General features: G+C 73.0%; 24 protein-coding genes. 10 read left to right on the forward strand and 14 right to left on the reverse strand.

The features are described from left to right. Positions 1–45 precede the first annotated feature (45 nt). A complete protein-coding gene (locus ACBJ32_RS12025) occupies positions 46–894 on the forward strand; it encodes a GNAT family N-acetyltransferase (RefSeq protein ID WP_375126751.1) in 849 nt (282 codons plus the stop codon). Here the strand turns inward: ACBJ32_RS12025 and ACBJ32_RS12030 are convergent. Further along, positions 863–3049 carry an MMPL family transporter gene (locus ACBJ32_RS12030; protein WP_375126752.1) on the reverse strand — a complete coding sequence of 729 codons (2187 nt, stop codon included), beginning with the start codon at positions 3047–3049 and terminating at the stop codon, positions 863–865. The genes ACBJ32_RS12025 and ACBJ32_RS12030 overlap by 32 nt on opposite strands. A gap of 92 nt (positions 3050–3141) precedes the next feature. On the opposite strand from ACBJ32_RS12030, the gene ACBJ32_RS12035 reads away from it, so the two are divergent. Further along, positions 3142–3735, forward strand: coding sequence for a TetR/AcrR family transcriptional regulator (locus tag ACBJ32_RS12035; RefSeq protein ID WP_375126753.1), 594 nt, complete (start codon positions 3142–3144; stop codon positions 3733–3735). Positions 3736–3896: 161 nt separating this feature from the next. Here ACBJ32_RS12035 and ACBJ32_RS12040 read toward each other — a convergent pair whose 3' ends face one another. After that, on the reverse strand, positions 3897–4919 hold the full coding sequence (locus ACBJ32_RS12040; protein ID WP_375126754.1) for an alkaline phosphatase PhoX: 1023 nt from the start codon (positions 4917–4919) through the stop codon (positions 3897–3899). Positions 4920–5426: 507 nt separating this feature from the next. Then, the gene (locus ACBJ32_RS12045; protein ID WP_375126755.1) at positions 5427–5894 is read right to left on the reverse strand and encodes a Dps family protein; all 468 of its coding nucleotides are present in this window, start codon (positions 5892–5894) and stop codon (positions 5427–5429) included. A 116-nt stretch (positions 5895–6010) separates the two neighbouring features. Here ACBJ32_RS12045 and ACBJ32_RS12050 point away from each other — a divergent pair, with 116 nt between their 5' ends. Continuing rightward, on the forward strand, positions 6011–7003 hold the full coding sequence (locus tag ACBJ32_RS12050) for a MerR family transcriptional regulator (protein WP_375126756.1): 993 nt from the start codon (positions 6011–6013) through the stop codon (positions 7001–7003). Beyond that, a complete protein-coding gene (locus tag ACBJ32_RS12055) occupies positions 7000–9429 on the forward strand; it encodes a VIT domain-containing protein (protein ID WP_375126757.1) in 2430 nt (809 codons plus the stop codon). The genes ACBJ32_RS12050 and ACBJ32_RS12055 overlap by 4 nt, the downstream gene beginning before the upstream one ends. A gap of 59 nt (positions 9430–9488) precedes the next feature. On the opposite strand, the gene ACBJ32_RS12060 is transcribed toward ACBJ32_RS12055, so the two are convergent. Then, positions 9489–9752 (reverse strand): YciI family protein, encoded by a 264-nt coding sequence (locus ACBJ32_RS12060; protein WP_375126758.1) that lies wholly within the window; start codon positions 9750–9752, stop codon positions 9489–9491. Between the two features lie 74 nt (positions 9753–9826). On the opposite strand from ACBJ32_RS12060, the gene ACBJ32_RS12065 reads away from it, so the two are divergent. Next, positions 9827–10495, forward strand: a complete 669-nt coding sequence (locus tag ACBJ32_RS12065; protein WP_375126759.1) for a Crp/Fnr family transcriptional regulator — start codon at positions 9827–9829, stop codon at positions 10493–10495. Positions 10496–10612: 117 nt separating this feature from the next. Continuing rightward, positions 10613–11479, forward strand: coding sequence for a homocysteine S-methyltransferase (gene mmuM, locus ACBJ32_RS12070; RefSeq protein WP_375126760.1), 867 nt, complete (start codon positions 10613–10615; stop codon positions 11477–11479). A gap of 99 nt (positions 11480–11578) precedes the next feature. Here mmuM and ACBJ32_RS12075 read toward each other — a convergent pair whose 3' ends face one another. After that, positions 11579–12004 (reverse strand): DoxX family protein, encoded by a 426-nt coding sequence (locus ACBJ32_RS12075; RefSeq protein WP_357865831.1) that lies wholly within the window; start codon positions 12002–12004, stop codon positions 11579–11581. Between the two features lie 83 nt (positions 12005–12087). Between ACBJ32_RS12075 and ACBJ32_RS12080 the strand changes: the two genes are divergently transcribed. Beyond that, positions 12088–12549: a MarR family transcriptional regulator gene (locus ACBJ32_RS12080; RefSeq protein ID WP_357865830.1), complete on the forward strand. Its 462-nt coding sequence runs from the start codon at positions 12088–12090 to the stop codon at positions 12547–12549. A gap of 12 nt (positions 12550–12561) precedes the next feature. Here ACBJ32_RS12080 and ACBJ32_RS12085 read toward each other — a convergent pair whose 3' ends face one another. After that, positions 12562–13281: a lysophospholipid acyltransferase family protein gene (locus tag ACBJ32_RS12085; RefSeq protein WP_357865828.1), complete on the reverse strand. Its 720-nt coding sequence runs from the start codon at positions 13279–13281 to the stop codon at positions 12562–12564. Positions 13282–13459: 178 nt separating this feature from the next. Here ACBJ32_RS12085 and ACBJ32_RS12090 point away from each other — a divergent pair, with 178 nt between their 5' ends. Both ACBJ32_RS12090 and ACBJ32_RS12095 read left to right on the forward strand, forming a co-directional pair. After that, positions 13460–14218 carry an alpha/beta fold hydrolase gene (locus ACBJ32_RS12090; protein WP_357865826.1) on the forward strand — a complete coding sequence of 253 codons (759 nt, stop codon included), beginning with the start codon at positions 13460–13462 and terminating at the stop codon, positions 14216–14218. Positions 14219–14264: 46 nt separating this feature from the next. Beyond that, entirely contained in the window at positions 14265–14735 is a 471-nt protein-coding gene (locus ACBJ32_RS12095; protein ID WP_375126761.1) for a hypothetical protein, read from the forward strand. 3 nt (positions 14736–14738) lie between these two features. On the opposite strand, the gene ACBJ32_RS12100 is transcribed toward ACBJ32_RS12095, so the two are convergent. The 7 genes from ACBJ32_RS12100 to ACBJ32_RS12130 are packed head-to-tail and all read right to left on the reverse strand — an operon-like array spanning position 14739 to position 20464. After that, entirely contained in the window at positions 14739–15848 is a 1110-nt protein-coding gene (locus tag ACBJ32_RS12100; protein WP_375126762.1) for a hypothetical protein, read from the reverse strand. 38 nt (positions 15849–15886) lie between these two features. Beyond that, complete coding sequence (locus tag ACBJ32_RS12105) at positions 15887–16582, reverse strand: endonuclease/exonuclease/phosphatase family protein (RefSeq protein WP_357865823.1); 696 nt, start codon at positions 16580–16582, stop codon at positions 15887–15889. A 9-nt stretch (positions 16583–16591) separates the two neighbouring features. After that, a complete protein-coding gene (locus ACBJ32_RS12110; protein WP_375126763.1) occupies positions 16592–17524 on the reverse strand; it encodes an ROK family glucokinase in 933 nt (310 codons plus the stop codon). A 13-nt stretch (positions 17525–17537) separates the two neighbouring features. Further along, positions 17538–17945 carry a hypothetical protein gene (locus ACBJ32_RS12115; protein ID WP_375126764.1) on the reverse strand — a complete coding sequence of 136 codons (408 nt, stop codon included), beginning with the start codon at positions 17943–17945 and terminating at the stop codon, positions 17538–17540. A gap of 46 nt (positions 17946–17991) precedes the next feature. Then, entirely contained in the window at positions 17992–19200 is a 1209-nt protein-coding gene (locus tag ACBJ32_RS12120) for an ArsA family ATPase (RefSeq protein ID WP_375126765.1), read from the reverse strand. A 1-nt stretch (position 19201) separates the two neighbouring features. Next, entirely contained in the window at positions 19202–19636 is a 435-nt protein-coding gene (locus tag ACBJ32_RS12125; protein ID WP_357865815.1) for an SRPBCC family protein, read from the reverse strand. Between the two features lie 60 nt (positions 19637–19696). Then, positions 19697–20464: a metallophosphoesterase gene (locus ACBJ32_RS12130; protein WP_357865814.1), complete on the reverse strand. Its 768-nt coding sequence runs from the start codon at positions 20462–20464 to the stop codon at positions 19697–19699. Between the two features lie 163 nt (positions 20465–20627). Here ACBJ32_RS12130 and ACBJ32_RS12135 point away from each other — a divergent pair, with 163 nt between their 5' ends. Beyond that, a complete protein-coding gene (locus ACBJ32_RS12135; RefSeq protein ID WP_375126766.1) occupies positions 20628–22376 on the forward strand; it encodes an AMP-dependent synthetase/ligase in 1749 nt (582 codons plus the stop codon). Positions 22377–22475: 99 nt separating this feature from the next. On the opposite strand, the gene ACBJ32_RS12140 is transcribed toward ACBJ32_RS12135, so the two are convergent. Further along, positions 22476–22868 carry a MerR family transcriptional regulator gene (locus ACBJ32_RS12140; protein WP_375126767.1) on the reverse strand — a complete coding sequence of 131 codons (393 nt, stop codon included), beginning with the start codon at positions 22866–22868 and terminating at the stop codon, positions 22476–22478. Between the last annotated feature and the right edge of the window lie 34 nt (positions 22869–22902).

Raw genomic sequence — 22902 nt, forward strand, 5'->3', positions numbered from 1 at the left:
GCAAGGATTTCTGAGGTCAGAGCCTTCAACCGGTTCTATACGAAGGTGATCGGCGCGCTCCAGGTGGGGATGCTCGAATCGCCGTACTCGCTGACCGAGGCCAGGGTGCTGTTCGAGCTGGCGCACGCCGAGCGCAGGGAGACCGGCGAGCTGCGCGCGCTGCTCGGCCTGGACGCGGGCTACCTCAGCCGGATCCTGGCCCGCTTCGAGGGCGACGGGCTGGTCACCCGCGAACGCTCGGCGGCCGACGCGCGCAAGCAGCTCGTCGGGCTCACCCCGGCGGGGGCCGAGGTGTTCGCGGCGCTCGACCGGCGCTCGTCGGAGGAGATCAGGACGCTGCTCGGCGGCCTGCCCGAGGCGGACCAGGAGCGGCTGGTCTCCAGCATGGCCGCGATCAGGCGGTTGCTGGGCGGCGGGCAGGAGCGCGCGCCGTACGTGATCAGGCCGCCGCGCACCGGCGACCTGGGCTGGGTCGTCCACCGGCACGGCGCGCTCTACAGCGCCGAGTACGGCTGGGGCACCGGGTTCGAGCAGCTCGTCGCCAGGATCGTGGGCGACCTCGACTTCTCCCGCGACGCCGGATGGATCGCCGAGGTCGACGGGGAGCGGGCCGGATGCGTGTTCTGCGTGCGGCAGGACGACACCACGGCCAAGCTGCGGATGCTGCTGGTCGAGCCGTCCGCCCGCGGGCTGGGCATCGGGCGGCGGCTCGTGGACGAGTGCCTGCGGCACGCGCAAGCCGAGGGGTACAAGCGGATCGTGCTGTGGACGCGCGACTGCCTGGAGAGCGCGCGGCGCATCTACCAGGCAGCCGGGTTCGAGCTGGATTCGGAGGAGCAGGGGGTGGAGAACGGGGTCGAGGTCACCGAGCAGATGTGGTCGCGCGACCTCTAGGCGTGTGCGGCCACCAGTTCAGCGGGCCCGCCAGGCGCATCAGGCTCGGCACCAGCACCGCCCTGATCACGGTGGCGTCCACCAGCACCGCCACCGCCATGCCGACACCCAGCATCTGCACGAACGTCACCGACGCCGTGGCGTACGCGGCGAACGTCAGCGCCAGGATGCCTCCGGCCGCCGTGATCAGCGGCGCCCCCGCCTGCAGGCCGGTGGCCACGGCCGACTCCGTGTCGCCCGTCCTGTCGTACTCCTCCTTGATCCGGGAGAGCAGGAAGACCTCGTAGTCCATCGACAGGCCGTAGGCCACGCAGAGCATCAGGATCGGGATGCTCGGGTCGAGCGTGCCCGTCGGGGTGAAGCCCAGCAGGCCCGACAGGTTGCCGTCCTGGAAGATCCAGACGATGGCGCCGAACATCACGCCGAGGCTGAGGACGTTCAGCAGGGTCGCCTTGATCGGGATGATCACGCTCCTGGTCATGAGGAACAGGACGGCGCACGTCACGCCCAGCATGAGCGCCAGCACCAGCGGGAGCCGGTCCACGACGGAGGAGCGGTAGTCGGACAGCTCGGCCGGGTAGCCGCCGACCAGCACCTCGAAGGGCGGCCGCACCGTGCGTACGGCCTCGACCAGGCGTACGGGGTCGTCGGCCAGCGCCGCCGCGGACGGGACCACGGACAACCACGCGCCCCGGCCCTGGCTCTGGAACCTGGCCGGGTCGCCGTCGCCCACGCGCGTGCCGCCCGCGTACGAGCCGGCCGCCGAGTCCACCTGTGCCACGCCGGGCAGCCTGGACAGGCTCGCGGCGTACCCGGAGACGTCGCCGGCGCGGGCGTCCACGGAGACGAGCTGGATGGCGTCGGTCTCCTCGGCAGGGAAGGACTGGCGGATGACCTCCTGGGTCTGGCGGGAGGAGGCTTCCGGCGGCAGGATGCGGTCGTCGGCCACGCCGAAGCGCAGCCCCAGGAACGGTGAGGCGAGCACGAGCAGCAGCACCGTGGCCAGCCCGCCGAACACCAGCGGCCGGCGCATCACCCGGGTGGCCAGGCCGTGCCAGAAGCCGTCCGCCCGCTCGGGCCTGTCCCGCCTGGGCAGGATCGTGCCGCCGATCGTGGCCAGCACGGCGGGCAGCACGACCACCGCCGCCACCAGGCCGCCCAGGACGACCGCGATCCCGGCGTAGGCGAAGGAGCGCAGGAAGTCGAACGGCAGCGCGAACAGCACGGCCAGCGACGAGGCCACGGTCAGGCCGCTGTACAGGACCGTCCTGCCCGCGTGCTCGACCGCCCCGGCGACCGCGGCGGCCCGGTCGGCGCCGCGCCGCGTCTCCTCGCGGAAGCGCTGGATGACGAACAGGCAGTAGTCGATGCCCAGGCCGAGGCCCATGGCCAGGGTCAGGTTGAGGGCGAAGGTGGAGATCTCGGTGAACAGCAGGACGCCGCTGAGCAGCGCCAGGCCGATCACCATGGCGTACACGCCGGCCAGGATCGGCACCAGGGCCGCCATGGCGCGCCGCTGGTAGAGCCAGAGCAGCACGAATGCCAGCGGGAAGATGACCAGCTCGGCCCGGACGAAGTCCTGCCTGGCCAGCGGCACGGTCTCCCTGAAGACCTCCTCCCCGCCTCCGGCCCGCACCTGGAGCAGGTCCGTACCCCTGGTGATCTCGGGGACGAGCCTGGGCAGGACCTCGGCGCGCACGTGGTCGGCGTCCCCCGGGATGCGCACGACGATCAGCGCGTGCCTGCCGTCCTCGCTGCGCAGGGTGGCGGGCCTGCCGCGGGTCCAGTAGGAGGCCGACTCGGCCACGCCCTCATGGCGGCCGACGCGCTCGGTCAGCTCCCGGCCCGCCGCTTCGACGGCGGGGTCGTCCACGGTGCCGCTCCGCGCCGTCACCAGGAAGATCATGTCGGGGCTGCCGGTGCCGAACCGCTCCTCCAGCTCGGCCTGCGCCCGGTCCGACTCCGACCCCGGCGCCTCGAACCTGGCCAGCGACAGCCCCGACGCCGCCCCCGCCGCCAGCACGCCGGCGCCGATCAGCACGGCCAGGGCCAGCGCGAGCACCAGCCTGCGGCGGCGGACGAGCAGGAAGCCCAGCCTGCGCAGCGGCGGGCCGGCCGCGGCCTGGCGGGCGGGGCGGGCGCGGGTGGTCACCATGAGATCTCCCCGAAAACTCGGTAAACTGCTCGTGTTTTACTTCCGGACCCAGAAATACAAGTAAATGCTCGTATTTGTCAACGAGGAGACCCATGGCTGAACGCACGGTCCGCCGGCAGGCGCGCGGCCTCAAGCGCATGGCCGAGATCCTCGACGCCGCCGAGCTGGTGATCGCCGAGGTCGGCTACCCGGAGCTGACCACGAACCAGGTCGCCGCGCGGGCGGGGGTGTCGCCGGGGTCGCTGTACCAGTTCTTCAGGAACAAGGAGGAGATCCTGGACGGGCTGGTGGCCCGCTACACGGTCGACCGGCAGGAGTTCTGGGCCGGCCGGCTGGCCGCCGTCACGCCGGAGGTGCCCCTGGAGGCGCTGGTGGGGCAGCTCGTGGACGAGAGCGTGCGGTTCAAGAGCGCCTCGCCCGCGTACTGGTCGCTGCTGTACGGCTCGGCGACGGGCGACCAGCTCGCGGCGGCGTCCCAGCGGCTGCACGAGGACATCGCCGGGCACATCGCGGCCATGCTGCGCCGCCGCTCCCCCGAGCTGTCCGAGGAACGCGCGCTGCTGACCGGGACCATGGCGCTGGCCATGGTGAAGGCGGTGATGCCGATGATCACCTCGTCGGCGCCCGAGCGATCGGCCGAGCTCGTGGACGAGCTCAAGCTCATGCTCGTGCGCTACCTGGAATGAGCGAGCTCGGGCGCGGCAGGAGCCCCGGGCCCGCTACCGGCCCGGGCACGGGACGCGGGAGCCCGCTCCGGGCACGGGACGCGGGGGCCCGCTCCTGGCTCGGGCACGGGACGCGGGGCCTGCACCAGGCTCAGGCGCGGAAGGGGCTCTGGGGGCCTGGCTCAGGGACGGAAGGGGCCTCTCACCTCGAACGTGTGCCCCTCGGTGCGGCCGCGCCTGGCCGAGAAGTAGAGCCGCTCGCCGTCGGGCGAGAAGGCCAGCCCGGTCAGCTCGGCCCCGTCGTGCCCCTCCAGCCTGAGGAACGGTGTCACCGCCCGGTCGGGCGCGATGACGTCGATCTCGGGGCGCTCCCTGGCGACGTACAGGTCGCCGGAGGGGGCGGCGGTGATGGCGCGCACGCCCTCGCAGAGCCGGTCGAGGGTCGAGGTCTGCGCGTCGTACGCCCACAGCCCGGTGTCGCCCTTCGTGGTGAAGTAGCACACCCCTCCGGCGTAGTGGCAGCCGTCGCCGCCGTCGAAGTGACGGGCGTCCTCGACCTGGTGGCGGGCCTCCTTGAGCAGGGCGGCCGGCGAGGGCACGGCCTGCCAGTGGCCCGAGGCGCACAGCACCTCCAGCGTGCCCTCCGTCAGGTCGCCCCAGTCGCTCGGCCGGAACCGGTAGAAGCAGCCGTCGGGCTCGTCCTCGGTCATGTAGATGACGTGCCGTTCGGGGTCGCAGGCGGCGGCCTCGTGCTTGAAGCGCCCCATGGCCAGCCGGGGCCGGGCGGCGCGGGCGCCGTAGGGGTCGCACTCGAAGACGCGGCCCCGGTGGCCGAGCTCGCACGACAGCCAGGTGTGCCACGGCGTGGCGCCGCCGGCGCAGTTGAGATCGGTGCCCGACAGGATGCGGTAGGCGTCGCCGACGCTGCCGTCGGCGCGGAAGCGCAGCGCCGAGGCGCCGCCGAGCAGGGGCAGCTCGGAGTTGCTCACGTAGATCCAGCCGTCGCCGTCGGGGAAGCAGGCGCCGCCGTCGGGGGCGGCGTGCCAGGTCAGGCCGGCGACCTTCTCCCCTGAGCGGGCCACGACCCGGCCGGTGAACCCTGGGGGCAGCGCCAAGCCGCCCGTGCCTGCCAGGCCGAGCGGACCGTACGGGCTGACGCCGCCCGGCACGAGCGGGCCCGTGCGGAGGAGAGTCTTGCGCGACATCGTGGGGCCTCCCTCTAGGTGCCACGCTAGTCGACCGCACCGACATGAATGGCAGGGACTCGCGACATCAAACTCTGCGCAAACCCCGACTGCCGTTCGCCGGGCGGTCCGTGCGCGGTGACGTTCCGTACAGCTGAGGGCGGTACGCGAACCGGCGACCTGCCATCTCGTGACGGCCGGTGACGGCGGGACCGGTCGCGATGAGGCACCGCCCGCCTGCCGGAAACGGGGGCCGGTGACAGCACCGTGGCGGAGGCGGACACGTCAGTGCCGGCATGCCGGCATGCCGGCCTCCCGGCCTCCCGGGCTCCGGGCTCCGGGCTCCGGGCTCCGGGCTCCGGGCTCCGGGCTCCGGGCTCCGGGCTCCGGGCTCCGGGCTCCGGGGGGCCGACGTCACGGCCGTCAGACGCGATCCCGACATCGTGGCCGTCAGGCGAGACGCCGTCTTCGCGACGCTCATGACATGCGAAAGCCCGGGCTCGGGGCCCGGGCTCTCCTCGCGATGGGTCAGCGCTGCGCCTGGAACATCCAGTGCTGCTTGTCGATCTCCTGCGCCACGGCGATCAGCAGGTCCTGGGTGACGGGGTCGGCCTCCTCGGTGGCCCGGATGCGCTCGTACATGCGCTTGCTGATGCCGTCGAGGACGTCGGTGATCGTCGCCAGCACCTTCCCGTCCTCGATCCAGCCGCTCTCCGGCTGCTGGAGCCTGCTGGAGCGGGAGATCGTGGCGGCACGGCCGTCCGGGTTGACCCCGAGGGCGACGGCACGCTCGGCGATGGTGTCCATATGCGTTCTGGCCAGCGCGACGACCTCGTCGAGCTGGAGGTGGATAGAGCGGAAGTGGGTGCCGATGAGGTTCCAGTGTGCCTGCTTGGCGACCAGCGACAGGTCGATGAGGTCCACCAGGGCGCCCTGGAGGGCCTCCGCGACGGTGTTCCTGGCGTCGCCCGAGAGCGGGCCGGTGATGGTAGCCATGTCTACTTCCTCCCCAGCGGTCGGAATTTACACATTTGCAACAAAACCGCTCCGCCAGATCTTCCGCCGCCCCGGCGTCATTGACAGTGTAATAGTGACAGTGTCATCGTGGGTTCATGAGTGACACCTGGACGATCGGCGAGCTGGCCGAGCACGCGGCACGCGCCCTGCGCGCCGGCGCGCCGTCACCGCCCAACGGGCGGGTCCGCGACGTGCCGGGCGAGCGGCTGATCAGGTGGTACACGACGATCGGCCTGGTGGACCCGCCGCTCACGCGGCGCGGCCGGGTGGCCCGGTACGGGCGGCGGCACCTGCTGCAGCTCGTCGCCGTGAAGCGGCTGCAGGCGGCAGGCCGGTCGATCGCGGAGATCCAGGCGGCCCTGGCCGGAGCCACGGACCGGATGCTGGAGGCGGCGGCGCACCTGGAAGCCCCGCCCCCCGCGGACCTGGAGGCCCCGCCGCCCGCGCACCATTCGGACAGCCACCCCGCGACGCACCGCCCGGACGGCCGCCCTGCGACGCACCACCCGGACGGCCCTCCTGCGGCACACGGCCCGGGCGGGCCGTCGGTGGCCGAGCATCCGGACGTGACCGGTCACGTGCCGGCGGCGGCCGACGGGGCGCGCGCGGGGGCGGCCGGTGGCGGCGAGTCCGCGCGCGACCGGTTCTGGGCCGAGCGGCCGGGCAGTGGCGCGGCGCACGCTCGCGAAGTCAGCGGCTCCGAGCCTGAGCCGGGCGCGATGCGCATCAGCGGCGCCGCCCCCGAGGCGGGAACTCTGCGGCCCGGCGGCCCGGCGCGGCCATCGGCCGTGCACCCCGTCGACGACCGGGCGGACGGGACCAGCGCGCCACCTGCTCGCGGCCCGTCCCGCGGAGCGGGCTCGGCCCCCACGGCGATGCGGGCCGGCGAGGGTCAGGGGCGTGTCGGGGCGGCCGGAGGGGAGAGGACCGGCGGGTCACGTGGTGGGGTGGTGACGGGGGTCAGGCTGGGCGACGGGGTGCGGCTCGTGCTGGACGCGGGCCGGGTGCCGTCCGAGGAGGACGTTCAGGCGGTGCTGGCGGCCGCGCGGCCGCTGCTCGCGGTGCTCGAAGAGAGGGAGCTGACATGAGGATCACTTCGCTGGAGCCCGCACGGTGCCTGCCGGTGCCGGACGCCGGGTTCGGCGCGCTGCTGACCGAGCGCGGCAACCTGCCGCTGGAGAGCGTGGACGTGACCGCGGACATCTCGGGCCTGATCGCCGGGGTGGAGGTCACGCAGGGCTTCAGGAACCCGTTCGACGTCACGCTGGAGGCCACGTACGTCTTCCCGCTGCCCGACAGGGCGGCCGTCACCGGCTTCCGGATGGAGGCCGACGACCGGGTGATCGAGGGGGTGCTGAAGGAGCGGGGCCAGGCCAGGGCGGACTACGACCGGGCGCTGCGCGAGGGCAGGCGGGCGGCGATCGCCGAGGAGGACCGGCCCGACGTGTTCACGATCAGGGTGGGCAACATCCTGCCCGGCGAGCGCGTCTCGGTGAGGCTCACGATGAGCCAGCCCCTGCCGTACGAGGACGGCGCGGCCACGTTCAGGTTCCCGCTGGTCGTGGCCCCGCGCTACATCCCCGGCAGCCCGATCGACGGCCCGCCGGCCGGTGACGGCACGGCTCCCGACACCGAGGCCGTGCCCGACGCGTCGAGGATCAGCCCGCCGGTCCTGCTGCCGGGCTTCCCCGACCCCGTAAGGCTGTCGCTGGCCGCCACCGTGGACACGGCCGGGCTGGAGCTGCGCGAGCTGGCCTCCAGCCTGCACGTGGTCGAGGAGGAGGGCCACACCGTACGGCTGCGCCCCGGCGAGCGGCTCGACCGGGACTTCGTGCTGCGGCTGTCGTTCGACGCCTCCACGTCGTTGCAGCTCGACGGCCGGGGAACGTTCGCCCTCACCGTGCTGCCACCGCCGCTGGAGGCCACCCGGACGCCGCGCGACCTGGTGCTGCTGCTCGACCGCTCGGGCAGCATGGGCGGCTGGAAGATGATCTGTGCCCGCCGGGCCGCCGCGCGCATCGTCGACACGCTGACGCCGCAGGACAGGTTCGCGGTGCTGACCTTCGACTCGGTGGTGGAGCAGGCGTTCGAGGGGCTGGTGGAGGCGTCCGACCGCAACCGGTACCGCGCGGTCGAGCACCTGGCCAGGGTGGACGCCCGCGGCGGCACCGAGCTGCTCGAACCGCTGCGCCAGGCCACCACCCTGCTGGGCGGCGCCCAGAGCGGACGCGAACGCGTCGTGGTGCTGGTCACCGACGGCCAGGTGGGCAACGAGGACCAGATCCTGGAGCAGGCGGGCGGCGCGCTGTCGGCCATGCGCGTGCACACGGTCGGCATCGACCGCGCCGTGAACGCCGGGTTCCTGGGGCGGCTGGCCGGGCTGGGCGCGGGGCGGTGCGAGCTGGTCGAGTCGGAGGACCGGCTGGACGCCGCCATGGACGCCATCCACCGCAGGATCGGCGCTCCCCTGGTGACCGGCCTGTCGCTCAAGGACCTCGACGTCGAGCCCGGCACGGTCACCCACCTGGGCTCGATCTTCCCCGGCGTGCCGCTGCGCGCGTACGGGCGTTACCTCGAGGGCTCCTCGGTCACCGTGCGCGGGACGGCGGCGGGCGCGCCGTGGGAGGAGCGGGTCCCCGGCGTGACCGCGGACCATCCGGCCATCCGCGCGGTGTGGGCGCGGGCGCACCTGCGCGAGCTGGAGGACCGCTACGCCATGGGCGAGCACGACCTGGAGTCGCGCATCGTGCGTACGTCGCTGGAGTACGGCGTGCTCTGCCGGTTCACCGCGTACGTGGCCGTCGACACCAGGCAGGTCGCCGGCGAGGGGCCCGAGCATCGCGTCATCCAGCCGGTCGAGCCGCCGAGCGGCTGGGAGCTGCCGAGCGCGGCGCCGGCGGCGGGCACGTTCGCGGCCGGCATGATGCTGACCGCCGCCCCCATGTCGGCGCCCCGGATGCGGATGCCCGCGCCCGGGCTCGGCCAGGCCGACCTGGACCAGGGGTTCGTGGGCGGTGGCGGGCAGGAGGGCGGCGGTCCCGTGTTCGGCGGTCCCGCCGGTCCTGGCGGCGCTCCCGGTGGCGGACTTCCGCGTTCTGGCCCGGCTCCTCGGCCGGCCGCTCCCGGCGGGCCGCCGATGCCGGCTCCGGCCGCTCCCGGAGGCGGTCGCTGGGGCAGGCCGGGCGCGCGGCCCGCTCACCGGCTGGACTCGGTACGGCCGCAGCTCACCGCCGAGCTCGACCGGCTCAGGGCCCTCCCGGCGCCTGACCTGCTGTACCTGGCGGACCTGGGCACCCGGCTGGCGGCCCTGGCGGCCTTCCTCGGCGGGAACGAGGACCTGGAGACGCTGGCCCGCGAGCTGGAGGGCGCCGAACGCCCCGGCGCGGACGCGCAGGCGCTGCACGATCGCGCCGTCGAGGTGCTGACCGCGCTCACCGGCGGCGGCTCCTCCCCGTCCCCCGCGCCCGGGCCTGCCGGCGGCCAGCGGCGCGGCCCGTTCTGGAAGCGCGCCTGACCGTCCGGGGACCCGCGGGCGCCGCCACCGTCACCGCGCGGTGGCGACGCCCGCGGGCGTCACATGATCGGAGCCCACTCCCTCAGCAGCACGATCTCGTAGCCGTTCACCGCCGTGTACGGGTCCTCCTGGAGGATCGCCCGCAGCTCGGCCTCGTCCGCCACCTCGTAGACGTGCAAGGCCCCGCTGTCGTCCGCCCAGGGCCCGGCGGTCACCAGCCGCCCCTGCTCCTTGAGCCGCCGCAGGTGCTCCCGGTGCGCGGGGCGGGCCGCGAGCCGCCGGGGATCGCCGTCGAAGGCCAGTTGCAACACGTATCTCGCCATGCCCCCGCAGGCTAGGCGCCGGCCGCCCCCGCGCTCAGCATCGCGCGGCACGGGCATGGTGTATCACGGGATACATGACGTACACGCTGGCCGACCTGCCCATGCTCGGGGGGCTCGGTGAGGAGCGGCTGCGCGGGCTGGCGGCGCAGGCCCGGTGGCGGCGGTATGCGGCCGGGCAGGTGCTCTGCACGGAGGGGGATCCGGCCGACCACCTGATCGTGCTGCTGGGCGGGCGGGTCAGGGCGGCGCGGGTGAGCGCGGAGGGCCGGGAGGTGGTGCTGGCCGTGGAGGAGGCGCCGGTGGCGTTCGACAAGACGGGCCTGCTGGTGGACGGCACCCATCGCGCCACGCGGACGGCGCTGACGGCGGTGGAGGTGGCGTACCTGCCGCGAGCCGCCGTGCTGGAGCTCGTCGGCGCGGAGCCGTCCGTGGCGGCGCGGCTGCTGCGCACGCTGGCCACGACCGTGCGGGACCTCGACGAGCGGCTCCTCGACGCGTCGGTGCGGGACGTGCCGTCGCGGGTGGCCACCTGGCTGGTACGCCGCTGCGCCGCCGGACGGGTGCCGCTGCACGGCGGGCAGGCCGGTCTGGGGGCCGAGATCGGGGCGACCAGGGTGAGCGTCAACCGGGCCCTGCGGGGCTTCGAGCGCCGGGGGCTGATCGAGATCGGCACCGGCGAGGTGATCGTGCTGGACCACCCGGCACTCGCCCGCGCCGCCTCCCTCCAGACGCCCGTCCCCTGAGCCGCCCCACGCGAGCAGCTCACTCCCGCGAACGGCGCCGTCGTGGCGCGGCGCGGTGGAGCGGTGGGCCTCGACCACGCCATCCGCGCATTTCCGGCGGCCCCGTAGGCTGGATAAGTGACGACACTTGTCCTGGACGGCGGGCTGGCCACGCGGCTCGAGGAACTCGGCGCGGATCTGAGCGACGCGCTGTGGTCGGCGCGGCTGCTGCTGGAGGAGCCGGCGCTGATCCGGCGCGCGCACGCGGACTACTTCGCCGCCGGGGCCGACGTGGCGACCACGGCGAGCTACCAGGCGACGCTGCCGGGGTTCGCGCGGCGCGGCCTGGACGCGGTCGAGGCCGAGCGGCTGATCCGGCTGTCGGTGGAGCTGGCCGCCCAGGCGCGGGACGAGGCCGGGCACGGGCTGGTGGCGGCCTCGGTCGGCCCGTACGGCGCCTACCTGGCCAACGGCGCCGAGTACACCGGCGACTACGACCTCGACGAGGACGGCCTGTACGCCTGGCACCTGCCGCGCTGGGAGATCCTGGCCGCCGCCGGGGCTGATCTGCTGGCCTGCGAGACGATCCCGTCCTTCGCCGAGGCGCGGGCGCTGGCCGCGCTGCTGGCCCGCACGCCGGAGGTGAAGGTGTGGGTGAGCTTCTCGTGCCGCGACGGCGAGCGGCTCAACGACGGCACCCCGATCCGCGAGGCGGCGGCGCTGTTCACGGGAAACCCGCAGGTGGTGGCCGTCGGCGCGAACTGCACCGCGCCGCGCCACATCCCCGGCCTCGTCGCGTGCCTGTCGGGCGGCCTGCCCGTGGTGGTCTACCCCAACTCGGGCGAGGCGTGGGACGCCGCCGCCCGCCGCTGGACGGGGCTGGCCGACCCGGTCGAGTACGGCCGGGCCGCCCAGGAGTGGCAGCGGGCGGGGGCGTCGCTGATCGGCGGCTGCTGCCGTACGACGCCGGAGCACATCAGGCAGATCCGCGCGCACCTGACCTGAGCCCCCAGGCGGTCAGCAGGGGCTCGGGCGGCCTCCTCCCCGCTCCCGGGGGACCGCACCTGAGTGCGCCGGAAGAGGAGAGGCGGCGGCGGAACCCCGCTAGGCGGTCGCCGTGGCGGCGCTGCGGCGGCGGATCAGGACGCGGTCGAGCGCCAGCGCCCCGCCCCCGGTGAACCCGACGGCCAGGCTGGCCGCGGCCAGCGCCAGCACGAACTCGTAGCCACCGTCACCGGCCAGCCCGTTGGCGCCGTGCACGAAGGCGATCGCGCCCAGCATGTCGAGGGCGAGCAACGTGCCGGCGATCGGCAGCGCGGCGCCCAGGATCAGCGCCAGGCCGCCGGCGACCTCCAGCACGGCCACCGCTGGAGCGGCCAGGCCGGCCAGCGGGATGCCGACGGACTCGAAGAACTTGGTCGTGCCCGCGATCCCCATCGTCGCGAACTTCTGATAGCCGTGCACCAGGAAGATCACCCCGATGGCGACCCTCGCCAGCAACAGGGCGAAGGGACGCGCCTGATCCACCATGCGGACTCCTCGATGGTTGTTCAGATTTGAACAACGACTCTAGCAGTGATTTGTTCAAATTCGAACGACAGTACACTGAATCGGTGACGGACACCCGATGGCTGGACGCGACCGAGATGGCGGCATGGCGCGCCTTCGTGTCCACCTCCCACCTGCTCGAGCGGCGCATCGAGGAGCAGCTCAAGGCCGCCGCCGGCCTCACGCACCCGCAGTACGAGATCCTGGTGGTCCTGTCGGAGTCCCCCGGCCGCCAGATGCGCATGACGGAGCTGGCCAGGGACGTCGTGGTGTCGAAGAGCGCGCTGACGTACCAGATCAACCAGTTGGAGAAGGCGGGGCTGGTCGAGCGGGCGACGTGCCCGTCCGACGAGCGCGGCGTGCTGGCGGTGCTGACGGAGAAGGGCGCGCACTGCCTGGCGCGGGTGGCTCCCGGTCACGTGGAGGTCGTGCGCGCCTTCCTGATCGACCGGCTCAGCCGGGAGGAACTGCGCGCGATGACGAGCGCCATGCGCAAGACGGAAGAGGCCTTACGCTCCTCCGCCTGACCGCCCCCGCGATCACTCGCTCTTGTTGCTGCCCGCGGCGGCGGCGCGCGCGGCGCGCTCCATCTCGACGCGGGCGCTGGCGGCGTACTTGTCGACGTACTCCTGGCCCGACAGCTCCATCAGCGCGTACATGATCTCGTCGGTCACCGCGCGCAGCACCAGCCGGTCGTCCTCCATGCCGTAGTAGCGGGAGAAGTCGAGCGGCTTGCCGAACCGCACACCCGGCCTGATGCCCAGCTTGGGCAGCAGCCGCCCCGGCGGCATCATCTCGTACGTGTTGATCATCGCCCACGGGATCACCGGCACCCGCGACTCCAGGGCGAGCCTGGCCACGCCGGTCTTGCCCTTGTAGAGGCGGCCGTCAGGGGTGCGGGTGCCCTCGGGGTAGATGCCCAGGATGTTGCCCTCGCGCAGCACGCGCAGCCCCGTGCGCAGGGCGGCCTCGCTGGCCTTGCCGCCCGAGCGGTCGATCGGGACGGTGCCCACGCCGCTGAAGAACAGCCGGGTGAAGAAGCCCTTGATGCCGCGCCCGGTGAAGTAGTCGGCCTTGCCCAGCGAGATGACCTTGCGTCTGATCTGCAGCGGGCCGAAGAAGTGGTCGGCGAAGGACAGGTGGTTGCCGGCCAGGATCGCGGGCCCCTGCTTGGGCACGTTTTCCGCGCCCTCGGTCCACGGCCTGAAGACGAGGTGGAGGAACGGCCCCAAGATGGCCTTGACCACCCAGTAGAACACCCTGGCACCTCTTCCTGCGCACTTCTCGTCGGCGGGCATTGTCAGCAGCGGGCAGAGTCATCTTCCCATCTCGACGGCCATGCTCCTACATCAGCTCTCGCACAAATACCCCGGAACATGCGACGATCGGGCCGTTCCGGCGGAAATTGCCGGAATGAAACGGCACAGAGGAGCTGTTATGCCGCTCATGCCAGGCGCAGAGCCCTACCACCACGAAGCAGGCCAGATCGGCGTGCTGCTGTGTCACGGGTTCACCGGCACGCCGCAGTCCCTGCGGCCGTGGGGTGAGTACCTTGCCGGGCACGGGGTCAGCGTTTCGCTCCCCCGCCAGCCCGGGCACGGCACCAGGTGGCAGGAGATGAACAGGACGCGCTGGGAGGACTGGTACGCCGAGGTGGAGAAGGCGTTCGCCGACCTCCAGGGCAGGTGCGCGGAGGTGTTCGTGGCGGGGCTGTCGCTGGGCGGCTGCCTGGCGCTGCGGCTTGCCGAGGTGCACGGCCCGGCGATCTCCGGGGTGATGGTGGTCAACCCGTCGATCGCCAACGACGTGCCGTTACTGAAGCTGGCTCCGCTGCTCAAATGGTTCGTGCCGTCGGTGCCCGGCGTCGCCAACGACGTCAAGAAGCCCGGCGTGCGCGAGCTGGCCTACACCCGCACCCCGGTCAAGGCGGCGGCCTCGCTGCCCGGGCTGTGGTCGCTGGTGCAGGCCGACCTGGCGAAGGTGACGCAGCCGCTGCTGGTCTTCCACAGCACGGAGGACCACGTGGTGAAGCCGACGAGTGTCGCGATCATACGCGCGAAGGTCCCGCAGGCCACGATCGAGGAGCTTACCGATAGCTACCATGTTGCGACGCTTGACAACGATGCCGACAGGATCTTTGCCGGGAGCCTCGACTTCATCCGGACACATGCCTCGGTACCCTTGCAGAGGGACTGATCGCACCCAGGGGGAAGTCGCGATCGCTGCGGAGAGGCCCATCTAGGTGACGCCCCAGAGTGACGAGGACGAGGTCTGGCGGCAGATCGTCGCGTCCTTCAACGACACCGCCGAGCGCGACTCGGCCGACCAGCCATGGCCGGACAGCGAGAACGTGCCCGCCGAGCCGACCCGCCGGGTGGTCAAACCCCCGGAGGAGGAACCCGCGGCCGGCACCGTCCTGGACGACACCCCGCTGGAGCGCGGCGACGACGGCGAGGAGGAGGACGAGGGCCACTTCGAGCCTCCGCCGCCCCCTCCGCTGCCCAAGCTGGACCTGCCGACCAAGCTGGCGTGGGTGGCGCTGTTCGGCGGCCCCGCCTACCTGCTGGTCGCCGCCATGGCGAGCTGGCACATGGAGGGCTGGGCGCTGTTCACCGCGGTGGCGGCGTTCATCGGGGGGTTCGTGGCGCTGGTGGTCCGCATGGGCGACGGCCCGCCCAACGACTCCGGCTGGGACGACGGCGCCGTCCTCTAGCGGCTACGACTTCGACGTGGTGGTCCTGGGCGCGAACGACTCCACCACGTCGGTGTAGCGGTCCTTGGTGTCCACGGTGTGGCCGACCGCCCAGACCGTGCTCTTGCCCGCCAGGTACGCCACCGCCTGCAGCCGCACGCTGCTCCTGCCCTGCTGCGCGTCACCCCTGATGGTCTCGCACTCGCCCTTCTCGCAGCGCAGCATGAACGGCTCGGCGGCCCGCGCGGGGTCGTAGCCGGTCATCCAGTAGCGCCCCTTGCCGTCGCCGGTCACGCCGTACAGCCTGGCCTCGGAGCGGGGCAGGCGCAGCTCCCGCCACCGCTTGCCGTTCCAGGCCAGGGCGAGCGGCGAGATGTCGCCGGGGCCGCGGTAGATCCCTCCGACGGCCAGCGCCCGCTTGGAGCTGTCGACCTGGACGTCGCGCAGGTAGCCGCCGGGGACGGAGGGCAGCGGCATGGACTTCCACGAGCCGCCCGAGTAGTGCACGATCAGCGGCTCGGTGCCGGTGTCGCCGACGGCGAACCCGCCGGACACCGCGTACAGGGCCCCCTCCTCCTTGGTCTCGTGGACCGTCCAGGAGTTGCCCTGACCGGTGAGGATCAGCCCGTTCTTCTCGCGGCTGCCGACCGCCACCACCTTGCCCGGCTTGGCGTCGATGCCGCCCAGCCAGTCGCCGGCCCGCAGGGCGGGCGGTCTGACCCGGTCGAAACCGGCCGTGTCGCCGTGCGCCAGGTACGGCAGCCCGTCGTGCCCGTCCCCGACCGCCCACACGTCGGAGGAGGAGACGGCCGCCAGGCCGCGCAGGTTGCCCGCCGCCGTGTTGTCGCGGACGCCGACCTCGGCCCACCTGCTGCCGTTCCAGTGGCGGATGGTGCCGCGGTTCTTCCAGACGTCCCAGATCTCCTGCTGGCCCACCGCCCACACGTCGCTCGGCGAGATCGCCAGCACGTCGGAGAGCGAGCCGTCGGCCTGGAGGCGCACGCTGGTCGACTGCTGCCACGCCTCGATCTGCGCGGGGCGGGGATCGGCATGCGCGGCGGGCGTGACCTGCGTCCAGGCCACGAACGTCGCCAAGATCAAGGAGAGCGCACGCCGCTGAGAGCGACGGGTCATGAAGGAAATGCTACGGGCTGGAGAGCCTGACATGCCCGCTAGTGCCCAACTCGCAACTCCGCGACGACCGGCAGATGGTCGCTGGCCCCGGTCAGATCGGCGATCGAGGCGTCCACTCCGCCGCACGACACGACGTGTGTCCCGCGCGCGGCGAACACCCCGTCGATGCGCGCGGACGGCCTCGCGGCGGGGAACGTCAGCCCCTCGCCCTTGGGCGCCACCGCGTAGCAGTCGGCCAGCCGCCCGGCCAGGTAACGCCAGGCGGGCCGGTGGGGGTGCTCGTTGACGTCACCGGCGAGCACGACGGCGGCGCCGTACCGGGCCGCCACGCCCTCCATCAGCGCCACCGCCTCGGCGGCGTGATGCATCCTGGCGGGGTCGCTGAGGTCGAGGTGGAGCGATCCGACGGCCAGCCGGGCCCCCTCGGCCTGCACCACGGCGACGGCCAGCGCGCGCCGTTCCAGGCCGAGGAAGGCACGCAGCCTGTGGCTCCCGGCGTGCAGCACGCGGGCGCGCCGCCCGACGAGGACGGCCACGCCGCCCGCCCTGCCCGGCGTCGCCACGGCCAGGCCCGCCGCGGCGGCCAGCGCGGCGCGCCTGGCCCGCCAGCGGCCGAACCTGGGCGCCTCCTGCACGCACAGCACGTCGGCGCGCGCCGCGGCGATGACCCTGGTGAGCGCGGGCACGCTGTCGCGCAGCCCGTGCAGGTTGTACGTACCGACCCTGATCGTCACGTGCCCGGCTCAGCGCTGCCTGGCCAGGTCGGCGGCCCCCACCACCCCGGCCGAGGCGCCCAGCTCGGCCAGCCTGATCTCGGCGAGCGGCCGGTGCCCGCGGCCGGTGAGCCGCTCGGCGAAGGACTGCCTGGCCCGGTCGATGAACAGGTCGGCCGCGCGGGAGACGCCGCCGCCGACGATGAAGCAGCCGGGGTCGAGCACGGCGGCCAGGTCGGCCATGCCCTGCCCGAGCCAGTCGGCCAGGTTGCGGAAGGCGGCCAGCGAGGCCTCGTCGCCCTGCCGCGCGGCCTCGGTCACCTCCTCGCCCTCGATCTTGCCGCCGGCCAGCCCCAGCAGCGTGGCGGCCTGCTCAGGGTGCGCCGTGGCGATCTCCCTGGCCTCCTTGACCAGGGCCTGGCCGCTGGCGTACTGCTCCCAGCAGCCGATGTTGCCGCACCCGCACGGCCGCCCGCCGGGCAGGACCTGCATGTGGCCCAGCTCGGCGCCCATGCCCCAGCGGCCCCGGTAGAGCGCGCCGTCGATGACGATGCCGCCGCCGATGCCGGTGCCGAGGGTCAGGCACACCACGTGCGACTGGCCCCTGCCCGCGCCGAACCGGGTCTCGCCCCAGGCCATGGCGTTGGCGTCGTTCTCCACGACGACCGGCAGGCCGACCAGGCCGCTGATCTTCTTCTGCAGCGGCTCCTCGCGCCAGGCGAGGTTGGGCGCGAAGCGCACCACGGACCTGGTCTCGTCCACGAAGCCCGCCGCGCCGACGCCGACGGCCTCGATCGTCCTGTCCCTGGACAGCTCGCGTACGACGTCGGCCACCGTCTCGGCGACCACGTCGGGGCGGTCGGCGGCGGTGGGCCTGAGCGTGTGTTCGACGATCTCGCCATTGTCGTCGACCACACCGGCGGCCACCTTGGTCCCGCCGATGTCGACACCGATCGTGAGCATGCCCCGTGTCTCCCTAGTCCAGATCTATGCGTTCCACGTCGTCGCGCGGGTCGTCGTCGGGCCGGTCGTCGCGCGGCCTGCTGGTGCGCGGCGCGGGCTTGCCCAGTGCGTCGAGCGCGCCCTTGAAGGCGGCGAACAGCTCGCCGCCCGCGGCCATCAGGTGCCCGGTCACGTCGCCGCCGCCCGACTCGCGCTGCGCCGCGATCGCCCGGCAGACGGGGCAGGCGCGGCAGATGTACTCGTCGTGGGGCTCGGAGACGGCCTCCTCCCACACGTCCCGCTCCCTGCGGCCACCGCCGGTGAAGGAGTTGAACACGCTCCTGCCCACCTGGCGGGTGGCCCGCCCCTGGATCGAATCGAACAGCTTGCGCGCCTCGTCGGCTACGGTCCCGATGGGGTCTCTGTCCTGGCTCTCGCTCATCTTGGCCCTTCCTGGCGTTTGGGGTCGCTCCTCCATGTTCAACTCTTCAGGTGGCGGATTCGCTCCCCGAGCCGAACCGTAGTGCGGACCCCGCGCTCCCGGGCGGGCCCTCGTCGGCGGCCCAGCGCACGCGCAGCACGCCGTCGCGCAGCTCCGCCCCGCTGATCCTCCTGCGGGCCAGCGCCGCCGGCAGCGCCAGGATCCTGCGGTACGGACCGGCGGTGACGATCAGCTCGTCGCCCTTGCGGGCCAGGTCGACGTCGTCGCGATCGGCGCCGGGCAGGGCCAGCGTCAGCTCGTCGGCGCTCATCCGCAGCGGCGGCTCGACGGCGTGGGGGGCGAACGGGTCGGACTCGCCGTACATGGCGGCGCCCACACCGGCCAGGGCCTGCTTGCCGACGGGCTCGGCGGGCAGGTACGGCACGACGTGGATGGGCAGCGGCGCGAACGACTGCTCCGCCTCGGCCAGCAGCCGGGACTGCGCCGCCACCCACCGGGCACGCCACTCGTCGGCGCCCTCGCCGGGGAAGACCCGGTTGGCGATGACGGCGTCGACGCGGTAGCCGTACAGGTTGAGCGAGGTCAGGGTGCGCCTGGCCTCGGCGAGCACCACGGACTCGGGGGTGAGCACGAGGCGCACGGAGGCGTGGTCGCCGGTGAGCAGCTCGCGCACCTCCATGAGGCCGCGGTGGAAGCGCTCGCCCGCGCTCATCACGTCCTCGCCGGGAGCGCTCACGCGGGCCACGCCGCGCACGAACGGCGCGACGAGCCGCACCAGCTTGCGCCCGACCGGCATGAGCCGGTTGACGTGCCAGTCGAGCGCCTCGGGCAGGGCCAGCAGGCGCAGCGTCTCGGCGGTGGGCGCGCAGTCGACCACGATCACGTCCCAGCGGCCCTCGCGGGCGTGCTCGCGCAGCTCCAGCAGGGCGATGACCTCTTCCGCGCCCGGCAGGACGGTGATCTCCTCGGAGGTGATCTGGTCGAGGCCCAGCTCGACCAGCACGCCCCTGGCGTAGTCCTGCAGCTCGCCCCAGTGGCGTTCCAGCGTCTTCTGCGTGTCGACCTGGTGCAGGTGCAGGCCCGGCGCGATCTCCCCGGGCCCGGTCGCCAGCGCGTCGGACAGCGAGTGCGCCGTGTCGGTGGAGATGATGAGCGTCTTGAGGCCGCGGCCGGCGGCGAGCGTGGCGGTGGCCGCGGCGGCCGTCGTCTTGCCGACGCCTCCCTTGCCGGTGAAGAGCAGGACCCGCGGGCTCAACTCAGCGGCCTTCGACGCGCTTCTTGAGGCCCTTCAGCGCGGTGTCCACGATCACCTTTTCCGCCTTGCGCTTGATCAGGCCGATCATGGGCACGCTGAGATCGACCGTCAGCTCGTACGTCACCTCGGTGCCACTGCCCGCGCCGGCGAGCCGGTAACTCCCCCGGAGGTCGGAGACCATCTTCCCCGGCTCGGCCACCTGCCAGCGCACGCCGTCGCCCTCCCAGGTGTAGGCGAGGGTGTAGGTGTCGCTGATCGGGCCCGCGTCCAGGGCGAACCGCACCGTCCGCGGCCTGCCGTCGGTGTCGGTGCTGAGGACCTCGGCGCTCTTGACCTGCCCGGCCCATTCCGGGTACGAGGGGAAGTCCGCGATGACCGCCATCACGTCGGCCTGCGGGGCGCCGATGGTGATGCTCGAAGTGGTGCGATCAGACATGCGACCACCGTAATGCACAAACCACCGACCGCGGCGGACCGCTGCACGGTGCCGGTCAGATCACCATTCGAGAACGTACGGCACGCCCTTCCCCCGGAAATGGCCCACGTTCACGCATTCGGTGCGCCCCACGCGGGCACGCGCGCGCAGGGGGTTGTGCACGTGGCCGAACAGGGCGTAGCGCGGCTGGGTGCGCCTGATCGCCTCCAGCGTCGCCTCGCTGCCGCGCTCGAACCGCCGGGCCACCACGTCGTACAGCAGCTCGGGCAGCGCGGGCGGGATGTGGCAGCACAGCACGTCCACCTCGCCGACGGCCTCGACCTTGGCGGCGTACTCCTCGTCGGGGATCTCGTGCGGGGTGCGGTAGGGGGTCCTGAGCCCGCCGCCCACGAAGCCGAACCGCAGCCCGCCGATCTCCGCGACCTGCCCGTCGAGCACCTGGTGGCCCGGCCTGAGGTAGTCGCCCCACAGGCGCGGCAGGTCGACGTTGCCGTAGGTGAGGAAGGCGGGGGTGGGCATGGCGGCGAAGAGGGCGTCGTACTGGGCGCGTACGTTGCGCTCGATGTGCTCGCGAGGATCGCCGTCGAGCGAGGCCCACAGCCGCGCCGACATGGCTCTGGCCTCGTCGAACCGCTTGGCCGTGCGCAGCTCGATGAACCGCCTGGCGTTCTCCGCGCCGAACAGGTCGGCGAAGATGCCCTGGGCGTGGTCGTCGTAGTCGACGAACAGGATCAGATCGCCCAGGCAGATCAGCGCGTCCGCGCCGTCGGCCGCGCCGGCCAGGGCGTCGGCCCTGCCGTGGACGTCACTGACGACATGCACCCTCATGGGGAGATCCTAAGCCCGCCCGGATCGGCGTTTCCGGTGCGCGTGCGGGCGGGCGGTGGCTGCTAGCGTGAGAAACGCCCTTCATAACGCCTCAATGACGGAGCTACCGGCGCGTAACTTAAGGCGGTAACGTCCAGGCGGTCCCCGAAGAGGAGTTGAGTTCGTGCGCGAGTACAGCGTCCCCGTCCTGGTCGACGTGCCTGCTTCCGCGGGCCTGGCCGACACCGTCTTCCGGCGCGCCGAGCAGGAGCCCGGCGCGGTGGTGATGCGCCGCAAGGTCGGCGCGGGCTGGCCCGTCGTCACCGCGGCCGAGTTCCGCGACCAGGTGGTCGAGGTGGCCAAGGGGCTGATCGCGGCGGGCGTCGAGCACGGCGACCGGGTCGCGCTCATGTCGCGCACCCGCTACGAGTGGACGCTGGTCGACTACGCCATCTGGGCCGTCGGCGGGGTGACCGTGCCGATCTACGAGACGTCCTCCGTCGAGCAGGTCAGGTGGATCCTGCACGACAGCGAGGTCAAGGCAGCGTTCGTCGAGCTCGACGGGCACGAGGAGGCCGTCAGGGAGGCGGCGCCCGAGCTGAAGTCGCTCTGGCGGGTCGACGGCACGCTGGAGACGGGCGAGGTCACCGCCGCGGACGTGGACGAGCGCAGGAAGCGCGTCACCTCCGCCGACCTGGCCACGGTCGTCTACACCTCGGGCACCACGGGCCGGCCCAAGGGCTGCCGGATCACCCACGACAACCTGCTGTTCACCGCGCTCAACGTGCTGCGCGGGCCGCTGGAGCCGCTGTTCGCCCGCAAGGACCCGGCCGCGCTGCTGTTCCTGCCGCTGGCGCACATCTTCGCGCGGATGATCCAGGTCGTGCTGATCGAGGCGGGCGCCGTCATGGCGCACACCCCCAACATGAAGAACGTGGCGCCCGACCTCCAGGACTTCCAGCCGACGTTCCTGCTGGGCGTGCCGCGGGTGTTCGAGAAGGTCTACAACGGCGCCGAGCAGAAGGCCATCTCGGGCGGCAAGGGCAAGATCTTCGCCCGCGCGGTGGACGTGGCGGTGGCCTGGAGCAAGGCCGAGAGCTCCGGCGGCGCGCCGCTCGGCCTGCGGCTGCAGCGGGCCGTGTTCGACAAGCTGGTGTACTCCAAGCTGCGCGCGGCCACCGGCGGCCGCCTGTCGGCCGCCGTGTGCGGCGGCTCCGCCCTGGGCGACCGGCTCGGCCACTTCTTCCGGGGCGTCGGCATCGAGGTCTTCGAGGGCTACGGCCTGACCGAGACCTCGGCCCCGGTCTCGGTCAACATGCCCGGCGCCAACAAGATCGGCACCGTCGGCAAGCCGCTGCCCGGCGTCACGCTGCGCATCGACGGCGACGGCGAGATCCTGGCCAAGGGCCGCAACGTCTTCCACGGCTACTGGAAGAACGACTCGGCGACCGGCGACGTGATCGACGCGGACGGCTGGTTCCACACCGGCGACATCGGCGAGCTGGACGCCGACGGCTACTTGCGGATCACCGGGCGCAAGAAGGAGATCCTGGTCACGGCGGCGGGCAAGAACGTCGCGCCGGGGCCGCTGGAGGACGCGCTGCGGGCGCACCCGCTGATCTCCCAGGCCATGATCGTGGGCGACGGCCGGCCGTTCGTCGCGGCCCTGATCACGCTCGACCCCGAGGCCGTCCCCGCCGGCGCCAAGGTGGCGGAGCTGCGGGCCGACCCGAAGGTGCAGGCGGAGATCCAGGGCGCGGTGGACCGGGCGAACCTGTCGGTGTCCAAGGCCGAGCAGATCAAGAAGTTCGCGATCCTCGACGTGGACATCACGGAGGAGAGCGGGCACCTGACGCCCACGCTCAAGGTCAAGCGCAGCCTGGTGATGCGCGACTTCGCCAAGGACATCGACGAGCTCTACAGCGGTCACTGAGCCGGCGAGGCCCGGCGGGCGCCGGAGCCCGTGAAACCGGGCGAGCGCCGGCCCGTGCGGCTGGGCGGGCGCGCGCCGGGCCCGTGACGCCACTCACGGTCAGGCGGCTCCCGCCAGAGTGCCCGCCAGGGGTGCGGCCTGGCCGGTCGTCCGCTCCGTCTCCGCCACCAGCGCCGCCAGGCTGTCACGGGTCGCCTGGATCTCGGCGAGCTGCTCCTCCAGGCCCGCGAGGCGATCGCGCAGGTGCCCCAGCGTGCAGGCGTCGAGCACCTCGCCCGAGCCGGACGCGCACGGCAGCACGTCCCTGATGACCTTGGTCGGCAGCCCGGCGGCGAGCAGCGTGCGGATCCGGCGGACGACGACGGGGGCGTCCGCGTCGTAGCGCCGGTGGCCGCCCTCCCCGCGGTGGGAGGACAGCAGCCCCTGCTCCTCGTAGTAGCGCAGCAGCCTCGCGCTGACCCCCGTCTCGCGCGACAACGCCCCGATCCTCATGTGACGCTCCTCACAGCCTTCCCGCTTGAATCTC

Source organism: Nonomuraea sp. GTA35 (assembly GCF_041950525.1).
GTDB lineage: Bacteria > Actinomycetota > Actinomycetes > Streptosporangiales > Streptosporangiaceae > Nonomuraea.